Genomic DNA, 12,301 nt, shown 5'->3' with positions numbered 1-12,301 from the left:
GCGACACCCCCCGAGCCCGCTACGGCTGCACCGGGACCGGCGGGTGGGGCTCCCGTGCGTGCGGTGGCGTCCGGTCGTGCCGGGGAGCGGGAACGGGGTGGCCGGCATGAGGAGACCGGCGACGCGATCGCGGTGCGGGAGCCGGTGAGGCCGGCAGGCAGGACCCGCCCTTAGAATCTGCCGCCGTGGACCTCGATGCCGTGCGCACCTTCGTCGCCGTCGCGGACGCGGGCCGGTTCCAGGAAGCCGCCGCCGGTCTGGCGGTCACCCAGCAGGCCGTCTCCAAGCGCGTCGCCGCGCTGGAGAAGAACCTCGGGGTACGGCTGTTCATCCGCACCGCGCGCGGCGCCCGGCTCACCGTCGACGGGCGGGCGTTCCTGCCGCACGCCCGCGATCTCCTCCGGGCCGCGGAGCGGGCGGCCGCCGCCGTGCGTCCCGGCCGCCGCGCGCTGCGCGTCGATGTGATCAACCCGCGGATCGCCCCGGCCCGGCTGCTGCGCGACTTCCACCGCGCGCACCCCGGGGCCGAACTCGACGTCGTGACCCTCTTCGACGCCGACACGGCGATCGAGGCCGTGCGGTCCGGCAGGATCGACGCGTCCTTCCGCGCCGTCATCAGGTCCCCGCAGCAGCTCCCCGACGGCATCGATACGGCCCGGGTCCTCGACGAACCCCACCAGCTCCTCACCGGACTGGCCCACGAATTCGCCACCGCCCGCGCGGTCACCCCCGCTCAGCTCGCCGGGCACCGGATCTGGATCCCCGGCATGGTCACCGGAACCGAGTGGGCCGCCTACTACGCCGAACTCGCCGCCGCGTTCGGGCTCACCATCGACGCGATCGGCCCCAATTTCGGCACCGAGGCCCTTTTCGACGCGCTCGCCGGCTCCCCGGCACTGGCGACCCTCGTCGGCGAAGGGACCCGGCTCCGGTGGCCCGCCGAGTACGACCTGCGGCGCATCCCCGTGCACCACCCGGCACCGGTCTACCCGCACTCCCTGATCTGGCGTGCCGACAACCCGCACCCCGCGCTCACCGCACTCCGCGACCACCTCGGCTCCACACCGCGCGGCCCCCGCGACACCGGGACCTGGACACCGATATGGGCGCAACGCCCGCCAGTGACGCGGCAATCCGGCGGCGCGACGTCCTGAGCCCGACAGCACCTTGAGCCCGACGGCACCTTGAGCCTGGCGATCTCCCCGTGACCCGGTCGTCGCCGTGACTCAGTCACCGTGGCCCTGGTGGGCGTCGCGGGCCGCGTCCACGAAGTTCTCCAGGGCCTTCCAGAACGGGTGGTAGGCGTCGTCGAAGTCCGTCCGGCCGTCCGCCTCGCCGGACCGTTCGGCCTGGAGCGCCGAGAAGAACGGGCCGGTCGCCTTTTGCAGGGCGAGCGCCGCGGCGGCGGCCGGGGCGGGCCCTCCAGTTCGACGACGCGTGCACAGCGCCGGATCTTCGCGTACTCGGCGATCTCCCGGTCGTGCAGTCCGGCGAGCGCTTCGGTGCGCGGGGCGGTGGCGGGGAGTTGCAGCGCGCCGGAGATCTCCCAGTACAACTCACCCATCGTGTGGGCCTGTTCGATCAGATCGAGATAGGCCGCACGGCGGCTCTCCCGCAGCCGCTCCGCCCGCTGCGCGCGGGCGCCGGTCTCCGCCTGGATCCGGGCGGCCTGTGCGCTGCCGCGGCCGGTGACCCAACTGGCGAGCACCGCGGTACCACCGGTCAGCGCCGCGATCGCCAGAGTCCACACCGTGCTGTCGCCCATGCGGCGGCACGATACCGAGCGCACGACCGCGGGTCACCGCCGGACCGGCCACGCGGGGAACCGGACCGACGGTGACGGGAGTGGGCCCGTGGGGGACCGGAACCGGCCCGGGGGCGCCGCGTGGCCGCCCGGCGAACTCGCCGCCGTCCCTTGCCCGGTGGCCGATTTTCCACTCTCCATATGGCATGGAATGAGTGGATTAATCCCATTCGTCCCCACGACTGCTCACCTGTACATCGATCACCCGAATGTATGTAGAGTTCCTGTCATGGCAGCACTCAGTGAGCTTCTTCCTGTGGAGGCCGTACGCCTGGACGTCCCGGCGGCGGACTGGCGCGAGGCGATCCGGGAGGTGGGCGGACTGCTGGTGGCGACGGGTGTGGCCACCGACACGTATACCGCGGAGATGATCCGGAACGTCGAGGAGAACGGGCCGTACATCGTCATCGCGCCCGGCTTCGCGTTCGCCCACGCCCGCCCCTCGCCCGCGGTGCTCAAGACCGGACTGTCCTGGATCCGGCTGGCCCAGCCGGTGGAATTCGGCCATGAGGCGAACGACCCGGTGACGCTGGTTGTGGGGCTCGCCGCGCAGGACTCGGCCGCGCACACGGCCGCGATGGCCTCCCTGGCGAAGCTGCTCGGCGACCCCGATACGGCGCGCGCGTTGCAGGAGGCACCCGATCCGGAGGCGCTGCACGCGGTGCTCGCCGGACAGGGCACGGGACGGAGCGCGGGGCAGGACGAAGGTCAGGGTGAGCAGGCCCGGCCGCAGACGCGCCGCGGGCCCGCCGTGCACAAGATCCTGACCGTGTGCGGCAACGGCGTGGGCACCAGCCTGTTCCTCAAGAACACACTGGAGCAGGTGCTGGACCGCTGGGGCTGGTCCCGGTACGTCACGGTGGAGGCCACCGACACCATCTCCGCCAAGGGCAAGGCGTCCGAGGCCGTCGTGATCCTGACCTCCCGGGAGATCGCCAGGACCCTGGGCGATGTCGGCGTCCCGGTGCAGGTCATCGAGGACTTCACCAGCGGCTCCGAGGTCGATCGCGCACTCCGGGAAACGTACGACGTCTGAGACGCATGCACGGGTACGACGTCTGCGGCTCGTGTGCGCCCCGAGGGCCACGCGTGGTCAGGGACACGGACGACCTCTGTGGTACCGGCGCCGCCCGTGGCACCGGCGACCGCTGCGGCACCAATGAAATTCTGAGACGGAAGGGCAGCTCATGAGCTGGCTCGTATCCATCGCCAAGTTTCTCGTCAACGAGATCCTCAGCCAACCGGCGTATCTGATCGGGCTGATCACGGCGGCGGGACTGATCGCGCTGAAGAAGAGCGTCGGGCAGATCGTCGGCGGCGCGATCAAGGCGACGCTCGGCTTCCTGCTGATCGGCGCGGGCGCGGGGCTGGTCGTCAGCGCGCTGGCGCCGCTCGGCGGCATGATCCAGGGCGCGACCGGCGCGCACGGCGTGATCCCGACGAACGAGGCGATCGTCGGCATCGCCCAGGCGCAGTTCGGCGCCCGGGTCGCCTGGCTGATGATCCTGGGCTTCGGGGTCAGCCTGCTGCTGGCCCGCTTCACACCGTTGCGCTATGTGTTCCTGACCGGCCATCACATGCTTTTCATGGCGACGATGCTGACGATGGTGCTGGCGATATCCGGGCAGTCCTCGGTGATCGTGGTGGTCGTCGGAGGCGTGCTGCTCGGCATCCTGCTGGTCTCCCTCCCGGCCTTCGCGCACCCCTGGACGAAGCGGGTCACGGGTAACAACAGCATCGCCATCGGTCACTTCGGCACCGCGGGCTACATCGTGTCGGGCGCCGCGGGACAGCTGGTCGGCAAGCGCAGCCGCAGCACCGAGGACATGAAGCTGCCGGAGGGCCTGCGCTTTCTGCGCGACTCCATGGTCGCCACCGCGCTGTCGATGGTGCTGATCTACGTCATCATGTCGCTGGTCTTCCTGGCCAAGGTCGGCAAGGAGACGGCGTTCAAGGCGTTCGCGGCCGACGGCGGGGCCGCGGCCGCCGATGTCGGCAACTACCTCATGAAGTCCGTCATGCAGGGCCTCCAGTTCGGCATCGCGGTCGCCGTCATCCTCTTCGGCGTCCGCACGATCCTGGGCGAACTGGTCCCGGCCTTCCAGGGCATCGCCGGCAAGCTCGTCCCGGGCGCGGTGCCGTCGCTGGACGCGCCGATCGTCTTCCCGTACGCGCAGAACGCCGTGCTCATCGGCTTCATCTCCAGCTTCATCGGCGGTCTGGTCAGCCTCGGCCTGCTCACCTGGGTCTTCCATCCGGCCTTCGGCCTGGCGCTCGTACTGCCCGGTCTCGTACCGCACTTCTTCACCGGCGGCGCCGCGGGTGTCTACGGCAACGCGACGGGCGGCCGGCGCGGCGCGGTCGTCGGCTCCTTCCTCAACGGTGTGCTGATCACGTTCCTGCCCGCCCTGCTGCTGAAGGTGCTCGGCGCGTTCGGTGAGGAGAACACCACGTTCGGTGACGCGGACTTCGGCTGGTTCGGCACGCTGATCGGCAACGCCGCCAAGGTGGGCGGCGGTGGCGGTGTCATGGTGATGCTGGCGATCGGCGCCGTCATCCTCGGCGGCGCGATCCTGGTCCAGAAGCGCGTCGTGGACACCGGCTGGGACCCGGGCGCCCGCCGCGACGCCTTCCTGCCGCGGGAGACGCCCCTGGCGGCGGCCGCCGGTGCGGCCACCGACGGCGGTACGGGCGCGGCGCGCTCCTACCCGAAGCTCGCCCCTCCGCAGGGAGCGCCGGCTCCGCCGCCCCCCGTCCACGACTGAGGCGATCCGCACCACCCCCTACGACGTCTTCCCCCTCTTCCTTCCCTTCCCCCTGTTCCCCCTCGTCCGGCCGGGCGGGGGAGCAGGGGGAAGACGTCGTGATATGCCCTGTCCGCGCGCGGAAGGAGTACATGGTCAAGAGTTGTGGTTGATTCCCCTGCTGGTGATCGCTGACCAGACCTGGCGGGCCAGAGCATCGGGGTCCGCGGCGCCGTCGACGACGAGGTCGCAGTCGTTGCGTACGGGTTCGATGTGGCGCTCGTGTGCGTCACGTCGGTGGTTGAGGTAGTTCCGTAACAGGACGTCGAGGGGAAAGCCCTCGCGCAGACACTTGCGCTGGATCTTTCGCGCCAGCCGGAGGTCAGCGGGCAGGTCGACGAAGACGTCGAAGCGGGGGCACCGCACCTGCGGGACGACGTTACGTGCGAACAGGCCGTCGACGACAACCACGGGTGCCAGGGCCAGCGCGGCGTCCGTATCGCGGCTGAGCCTCTCGATGTCCATCGACCGGGGGTCCCCGACGTCCAGGCGCAAGACTCCCGCCTCGTCACACGCCCATGCCCCTCCCCGTTCCGGGGTGCGGAAGTAGTAGTCGTCACCGTGGAGCACACGCACGGGGACTTGGGGCACGGTGGCCGCCAGAGCAGCGGCCAGCGTCGTCTTCCCCGCTCCGGCGCCTCCTGTCAGTGTCAGCAGCATCCGATCTCCCCTCCGGGCCTGGGCGGACCGAGGATTGCATGCGGTGCCACGGCTCATGCTGCGAGGTTGCCCAGAGGCCGTTTTCTCCCGATGTTCTCTCCCGGAATCAGCTGGTTGATCTGGGGTGCCGGGTCGCGCCAGGAGATGGTGGTCCCCCCCCGGTGGGGCGGCGGGCCATGAGGCCGGTCATGGCGAGGTGGATCATGGCTTCGGAGCGGGCGGGCCGGGTTTCGTGGCCGCGGGCCGGGCGGCGGTGGAGCAACAGTCATCCGTAGGTCCGCTCGACCGCCCACCGCTTGGGAATCGGGATGAAGCCCCTGGGCCCGGGGGTGCGTTGGACGATTTCCCTGTCGATGCCCCGTCCGACGGCGGGGACGCTGGTGGAGGTCTGCACACTCCGAGCGTCGATCACACAGGCCGACGGCTTCGCACTGCGCCCTTCCTTCTGCCGCACGAGCTCCCTGAGCAGGCCGTTGAGCTGGGTGAACACGCCTTCCTTCGGCCACTTCGCGAAGTGGCCGAAGACCATTTCCCAGGGCGGGAAGTCGTGCGGGAGGTAGCGGCACCGGACCCCGGTGCGGTCCACGTACAAGATCGCGTCCGTGATCTCGCGCAGGTCGTGCTCGGACGGCCGGCCGAAGTCCAGGTTCCCGCCGTGGCGCTCGAAACGTCGGGCAGCCAGTGCTGGTTCGACCAACTCCCAGCGGGCATCGGGCAGATCACTCGGATTCGGATACGGACGTCGCGCGGGCATGCTCCTGACGTAGCGCCCCGGGCCGGGTGCGCCCAGGCGCACCGCAACGACGACAGAAGCATGCAGCCGCGGAGGTCGGGCGTCCAGGGATGAGACGGGCCCGGGTCACATCCCTGCCTCACCTGCCACCTCATCCGGCCAGCAGGCCGCAATCCACACCTAGGGCCTCAACGCCGCCACAAGCCAGTACATCGAAAATCGGCAGATAAGCGGGCATCAAAGGTGAAAACTACCTCTTAAATCCTGTTGCGGAACCCCGTTGAAGATCGTTTGACGCCTCGCGCGAGAGAGCAAGCAACGCAGTCAGTCACCAGGAATGTGGACAAATAGAGCCACGCGGTGAGTGCGATCATGGCGTGAAATAAACTCTGAGCCGCGTAACAGTCTTCCCCCGTGGCCAATCAGGAGAATTCGGGATGGGGAATTACATGACGCTCAAACCGCCCAAGCCGGGGTAAAGCTTGATCGTCGACAACGGGATCTCGGGCAGGTCGCGCCTGCCCTTTCGGGTGCCTGGAAGGGCAATTCCGAGTTCCCGAAAGGGCAATAACGTGCTGACCATCATCTGCCGGCGCTCCTGGGTGCTGAGCTCGATTCCCGCGAGGCTCGCACCACATCATTGACACGGGTGGGGAAGATCACCCGGACTGAAATCCGGTACCCCCACTGGATGCCCGGGTAACTCTGGATTCCGGGTTATTGGGGAGCAGCATGCCGGTGATCTGCGGTGATGCTGGGCGATCGTGGGCTTTTGCATAAGCCTCCATACATCGAGATCTCACTGCACGGCGAAGTGGAGCAGGAGGCGAAAAGGTGTGATGACATATATGCAGCATGTTCAACACGTTGACGATTGTTCAGTAGTTCAATTCGCGAATGACATGTGCTTTACTCACGCGGCTGGAGGAGAATCGCGATGAGTACACACGTCACCTCACCTACCGGGTTCCAAGCCCTCCTGTCGCCGAGGGTGGTGCGATCCACGGTATTGCCCGTTATTCAGCAGCAGGTTTCCGTGCTGGAGCCGACCCTGGCCCAGGTCTGCCGTTACCACCTCGGCTTCATCGACGAACATGGTGACCCCAGCAGCGGCGGGGACGGCAAGCTGACCCGCGCCAGCCTCATGATGGCGGTGGCTGATGGAGTCGGCCTGCGGCCGGAGGACGTGCAGTCCCAGGCGGCAGCGGTGGAGTTGCTGCACAACGCGACCCTGCTCCACGACGACATTGCCGACACGGACGAGCTGCGTCGCGGCCGCCCCGCCGCGTGGAAGGTATTCGGCACGAGTCTGGCCATACATGCCGGGAACGCTTTGCAGGTTCTTGGGCTGCGGATGGTCGTGGACGACTCCGGTCCCGGCCATAAGGAAATCGCCAGCTCGTTCACCGAGGCCATCGGTTTGGTTCACGCGGGCCAGGCTCGCGAGCTCACCCTCCGGCCGGGTTCAGGCGGCAGCATTGCGGCGTACGAGCAAATGGTGAAGGAGAAAGCTTCAGCGCTGCTGGAGTGCTCACTGAGGACGCCGGCAATGCGGGCGGGCAAACCGGAGAATGTCCTGGCCGCCCTGCGCGACGCGGGCCGGCATTTGGGAATCGCTTTGCAGATCTCCAATGACGTGGAGGATATCTGGGGCGATCCCGCGGTGACCGGCAAACCTATCCGGGGAGACATCAAGCGGCGCAATCCGACTTTCCCTGTGCTGGCCGCCGTGTCCGTCGAAAGCCCGGCCAGCGACCAACTGAGCAGGTTGTGGGATGCCGACAGCAGCACGGCGGCGCACTTGCAAGCGTTGGCCGACCTCATCGACGAGGCCGGCGGCCGCGACTCGGCCCAGCTGCTGTCCCGCCGCCACCTGGACTCGGCTGTGGAGCACCTCGGACGAGCCGGACTGGCCCCGACCGCGACCGCCGAACTGACCACCTTGTTCGACCTCATCGTCAATCGCGCAGGATGACCCACGCCGCCCGACAGTGGCGGCATGTGAATCGGAGTACTCCATCATGACCATTACCCACGCCAACCCGGCTCCCCCTGTCGTCCGCTCCGAATTCGAGCGCCGGGCACAGGCCCACTATGAGACCAAGACCCAGGACCCGATCAACCTCCTGCTGGGCGAGGAGGACGGGCTGTACCACCATCACTATGCCGTCGGCGGCTACGACAAATCCGTGCTGGAGGTTCCCGAGCCCGAGCGGGATGCGGCGATCCTCGCGGAAATGGGCCGAATGGAGAACGACCAGGTCGAACTGGTGCTGCGGGGGCTGGCCCCGCTCTCGTCCGACGCGAGGGTAATGGACGGCGGGTCCGGTCGCGGCGGCACGTCCTTCCTCGTCAACCGGCGGTTCGGGTGCGAGGTGGTCGGGGCCAACTTCTGCGCCCACCACATCGAGCTCGCCGAGCGCCTCGCCAAGGAAAAGCACGGCTGCGACGACAAGGTCTCCTTCAAGTTCGCCAACATGTGCGACACCGGTCTGCCCGCTGGATCGTTCGACGCCGTGTACACCAACGAGACCACCATGTACGTCGACCCCGCGGAGGCATTCGCGGAATTCGCCCGGCTGCTGCGCCCGGGAGGCCGCTACGTCTGCGTCACCTGGTGCGCCAACGACGCCGTGTCGACCGACAGCAAGGCAGTGAAGCTCATCGACGAGCACTACGACTGCCACATCAACGACCGCAGCGCCTACTTCAAGGCACTCGCCGACAACCACCTGGTGCCCTCGCAGGTCTGGGACCTGACCCAAGAGGCCATCCCCTACTGGGAGCTGCGATCCCACTCCGGACTGCGCACCGGCGTGGAGCAGCCGTTCCTCGACGCGCACCGGAGCAACGAACTCAACTACATAGTCGTCGTCGCCGAATACACACCGCCGGCGTAGCGCAACCGTTGCTCGACGGAAACGGGAGCAACGAACTCAACGACACAGTCGTTGTCGCCGAAGCCGCACACACCGCGCTCTGAACCAGCGCGTGGGGGGCGTACTTACGGCACTTTCGCCCAATTCAGCGACCCCGACGGCAACGGCCGACTGCCGCAGGAAGTCAAGGGCGGCGAACAGCCCGGGTGCGCCAGGTCACGCCAACGCGCGTGACAGCTCCTCGTAGACCTCGACGAGACGGCACCGCTCGGGCCGAAACCGGCGCGCCCACCGGGTCAGGCCGGAATTACCCGCACCGCGCGCACGGCGGGTGCCCTCAAGAAAATGCTCGGCGCTTGAGTGGTGCCCGCCACCGTGGCCACCTGGGTGGCCGAGGCCGTGGAGACGGTAGCCGGCCGGTCCTTCCCGTGATCACCGATCGGATCGTGGGTGCGGCGGCGGGGCATTTCGAGGAGACCGGGTCTCGTACCGCGAGGGCGACTGCCCGGTTGCACTCGGCGTCGGCCCCGACGGGGGTTTCACGGGTCATAACGATGTGGAGATTGTCAGTGAACACCCCAGCTCAACTGCCCTTCGAGCAGACGCATCTGCTGCACGTCGCGCCACTGCTGCGCACGCTCCAGTCCCAGGGCACGGTCCATCGGGTTCGCACCGTCGAGGGGGACGAAGCATGGCTGGTCACCGGTCATGCTCAGGTACAGCAGTTGTTGGACGACGACCGGCTCAGCCGCACCAATCCCGATCCGACCGCGGCTCGTGACAGAGGGGCCGCGTTTCTCGACAGCCTGCTGGGCAGCTTCGCCGGCAATCCCGCCCGGATGCGTGCGCTGCTGGAGCCACATTTCTCGGCCGAGTGCATGCTGGCACTGCGACCCCATGTCGAAACACTGACCGAGCAACTGCTGGACGAGTTGGCCGGGCAGACGCCACCGGTGGATCTGCGCCTGGCATTGGCGCTACCGCTTCCGATTCTGGTGATCTGCGAGTGGCTCGGCGTGCCCCCTCAGGACAAGGACCGGTTCAGCGGGTGGACCCAGGACGCCGCCAATGTGCAGGACCCGGTCCGGTCCAAGCAGGGGATGACCGAGCTGTTCGGCTACTGCCAACAGCTTGTAGCGCACAAGCGGCAGAATCCGGGCGACGATGTGATCTCCAGGCTGTGCGCGACCGAGGGCCTCAGCGACAACGAAGTCGTGGGGCTGTCCGCGTTGTTGCTGTTCGGTGGTTACGAGACCACGGTGGCCCGCATCGGCACGGGTGCCTTGCTGTTGCTGGCCAACCCTGAGCAGTGGCAGACAGTGCTGGACGACCCGAACCTCATCCCGGGTGCGGTGGAGGAAATCCTGCGGATGTCGATGCCGAACCCGCATAACGGCGGAATGCCGCGTTATGCGCGGACGGACCTGGAGATCGACGGAACCACCATCCGGGCCGGAGACCTCGTGCTGCTGAACATCATCGCGGCCAACCACGACCGGACGATCTTCACCGACCCCGACCGGGTCGATGTCACTCGCCGAACGGCGGGCAGCCTCACGTTCGGACACGGCATGCACTACTGCGTCGGCGCGTCGCTGGCCCGGATGCAGCTCCAGGTGGCGCTTGCCCGGCTTATCGCGCGGTTCCCGACCATGCGGCTGGCTGTCGACGTGGAGGAACTGAGGCTACGTCACGACACACTGACCGGCGGGCTGGTCGAACTCCCGGTGACGTGGTGACCGGTATACCGGCGGCAGCAGGCCGCGACAATCCCCCGAGAATATCCGAGCGCATCGTCAGAAAGAGCCCTGATGCACTCCGCGCTTATCTCATTCTGATGCGACTGCACGCACCCACGGGTGTTGTGCTCTACCTTCTTCCAGGATTGTGGAGTTTTTCCCTCGCCTCGGAATGGCGACCAGACCTGCTGGCAGTGGTATGTCTCGCCATCGCGGCGGTACTGGTGCGCGGCGCAAGCTGCGCGGTCAACGACGTCATCGACAAGGACATCGACGCCCAAGTTGCCCGCACGGCGTCGCGTCCTGTCGCAGCGGGGACGATCAGCGTCGGGAAGGCACTCCTGTTCGCCGCCGCACAGGCTGTGGCGTCACTGGCGATTCTGGCGCTGGTGAACAAGGAAACGGCCCTGGTCGTCGGGGCCTCGTACCCGTTGCTTGTCGCGTATCCCTACATGAAGCGCGCATTTCCGTGGCACTCGGCATGGCTGGCGTTGGTGATCAACGTTTATGCGCTGGCCGGCTGGACAGCAGCGACCGGGCGGATCGACTACCCGCCGACTGTGTTCGGCCTGTACGCATGCGGGTTCTTCTGGACGCTGTTTCACGACACGGTCTACTCCCACCAGGACAAGGAGTACGACCGGAGTATCGGTGTCACGTCTTCTGCTCTGATGTTCGGCAAGTCCAGCAAGGCGTGGCTGGCCATCTTCATCGCACTGAGCGTCGCCGGCGCGTTGTGGGCCGGTGCCGAGGCGGGGACAGGGTGGGCATTTCACTTGCTCGTCGTGTGTGCGGGGATCCTGCTGTCCTATCTGGTCGTACGCGTGAACCTGGATGATCCGAAATCCTGCTGGGACACCTTCGTCGCCAACCGCTACTTCGGCTGGATCATTCTCGTGGCGGCGGTCGCTGGACAGTTCATCTGACGGAGCCGAATCCGCGTGGTATTCGGCCGCGCCGTCGCGGCCCAGGCAGGCGTCAGCGGCGCAGGCTCGCGGCAGAAACCGCCCCCACATGATTCACGGCCGGCTGGTCGCAGCACCAATATGCGATCGCGTCAGAGATGGAAGGATGGGATACGAATGACCGATTCGATGTGGCAGGGTAATGGCGTCGACCTGGATGCTTACCTGTCTCGCGTGGGATACCGGGCCGATGTGGCTCCGGATCTCGCTACGCTGCGGGGCCTGCATGCCGCCCACGTCGAGGCGATCGCCTTCGAGAACATTGACGCGATCCTCGGGCGGGCGGTGCCGTTGGACTTGGACAGTGTCCAGGAGAAGATCGTGCGGCGCGGCCGTGGCGGCTGGTGTATGGAACAGGTCGTCCTGGTGGCAGCCGTGCTGGACCGAATCGGGTTCACCTTCTCGGCGCTCGCGGCCAGATCCCGGATCCGTACCGGGAATAAAATGGGTCCCGCCGTCCATGTCGCTCTGTGCGTTGAGCTGGACGACGAACGTTGGCTTTTCGATGTGAGTTTTGGTGGATACGGGCTGCATGAGCCGATCCGTCTCGCTGAGACCGCACGGCTGGAAGGTGATTGGCCCTTTGACATATAGGATGTCTCACGTGGTGAGTTTCGCGAGCTTCTTGTAGCAGGTGAGGGTGGCTGCGAGGCCAAGGAAGGCGAGGAAGTGGGAGCCCTTTCGCTCGTACCGGACGGTGAGCCGGCGGTAGCCGAA

General features: G+C 67.3%; 9 protein-coding genes and 3 pseudogenes. 8 read left to right on the top strand and 4 right to left on the bottom strand.

Features of this window, described 5'->3' with window-relative positions:
- Positions 1–185 precede the first annotated feature (185 nt).
- Complete coding sequence (locus ACLJWH_RS39815; RefSeq protein ID WP_411146708.1) at positions 186–1,154, top strand: LysR family transcriptional regulator; 969 nt, start codon at positions 186–188, stop codon at positions 1,152–1,154.
- Between the two features lie 72 nt (positions 1,155–1,226).
- Here ACLJWH_RS39815 and ACLJWH_RS39810 read toward each other — a convergent pair.
- Positions 1,227–1,765: pseudogene (locus tag ACLJWH_RS39810) on the bottom strand (hypothetical protein).
- A gap of 268 nt (positions 1,766–2,033) precedes the next feature.
- Between ACLJWH_RS39810 and ACLJWH_RS39805 the strand changes: the two are divergent.
- On the top strand, positions 2,034–2,840 hold the full coding sequence (locus ACLJWH_RS39805; protein WP_411146707.1) for a PTS sugar transporter subunit IIA: 807 nt from the start codon (positions 2,034–2,036) through the stop codon (positions 2,838–2,840).
- A gap of 151 nt (positions 2,841–2,991) precedes the next feature.
- Positions 2,992–4,569 (top strand): PTS ascorbate transporter subunit IIC, encoded by a 1,578-nt coding sequence (locus ACLJWH_RS39800; RefSeq protein WP_411146706.1) that lies wholly within the window; start codon positions 2,992–2,994, stop codon positions 4,567–4,569.
- Between the two features lie 135 nt (positions 4,570–4,704).
- On the opposite strand, the gene ACLJWH_RS39795 is transcribed toward ACLJWH_RS39800, so the two are convergent.
- Positions 4,705–5,268, bottom strand: a complete 564-nt coding sequence (locus tag ACLJWH_RS39795) for a hypothetical protein (RefSeq protein ID WP_411146705.1) — start codon at positions 5,266–5,268, stop codon at positions 4,705–4,707.
- Between the two features lie 53 nt (positions 5,269–5,321).
- Positions 5,322–6,022 (bottom strand): annotated as a pseudogene (locus ACLJWH_RS39790) (transposase).
- 916 nt (positions 6,023–6,938) lie between these two features.
- On the opposite strand from ACLJWH_RS39790, the gene ACLJWH_RS39785 reads away from it, so the two are divergent.
- The 5 genes from ACLJWH_RS39785 (at position 6,939) to ACLJWH_RS39765 (ending at position 12,178) form a co-directional block, all read left to right on the top strand.
- A complete protein-coding gene (locus ACLJWH_RS39785; protein ID WP_411146704.1) occupies positions 6,939–7,976 on the top strand; it encodes a polyprenyl synthetase family protein in 1,038 nt (345 codons plus the stop codon).
- A 46-nt stretch (positions 7,977–8,022) separates the two neighbouring features.
- The gene (locus ACLJWH_RS39780; protein ID WP_411146703.1) at positions 8,023–8,901 is read left to right on the top strand and encodes an SAM-dependent methyltransferase; all 879 of its coding nucleotides are present in this window, start codon (positions 8,023–8,025) and stop codon (positions 8,899–8,901) included.
- A gap of 548 nt (positions 8,902–9,449) precedes the next feature.
- The gene (locus ACLJWH_RS39775) at positions 9,450–10,619 is read left to right on the top strand and encodes a cytochrome P450 (protein WP_411146702.1); all 1,170 of its coding nucleotides are present in this window, start codon (positions 9,450–9,452) and stop codon (positions 10,617–10,619) included.
- A 98-nt stretch (positions 10,620–10,717) separates the two neighbouring features.
- Complete coding sequence (locus ACLJWH_RS39770; protein WP_411146701.1) at positions 10,718–11,545, top strand: 4-hydroxybenzoate octaprenyltransferase; 828 nt, start codon at positions 10,718–10,720, stop codon at positions 11,543–11,545.
- Between the two features lie 156 nt (positions 11,546–11,701).
- Entirely contained in the window at positions 11,702–12,178 is a 477-nt protein-coding gene (locus tag ACLJWH_RS39765; protein ID WP_411146700.1) for an arylamine N-acetyltransferase family protein, read from the top strand.
- A 6-nt stretch (positions 12,179–12,184) separates the two neighbouring features.
- Here the strand turns inward: ACLJWH_RS39765 and ACLJWH_RS39760 are convergent.
- A pseudogene (locus tag ACLJWH_RS39760) lies at positions 12,185–12,301 on the bottom strand (IS5/IS1182 family transposase); the annotation flags it as partial.

Origin of the sequence: Streptomyces sp. x-80 (assembly GCF_046549095.1) — a bacterium.
Lineage (GTDB): Bacteria > Actinomycetota > Actinomycetes > Streptomycetales > Streptomycetaceae > Streptomyces > Streptomyces celluloflavus.
Note: the sequence above shows the minus strand (reverse complement) of the source record. Positions and strands in the feature narration are given on the sequence as shown.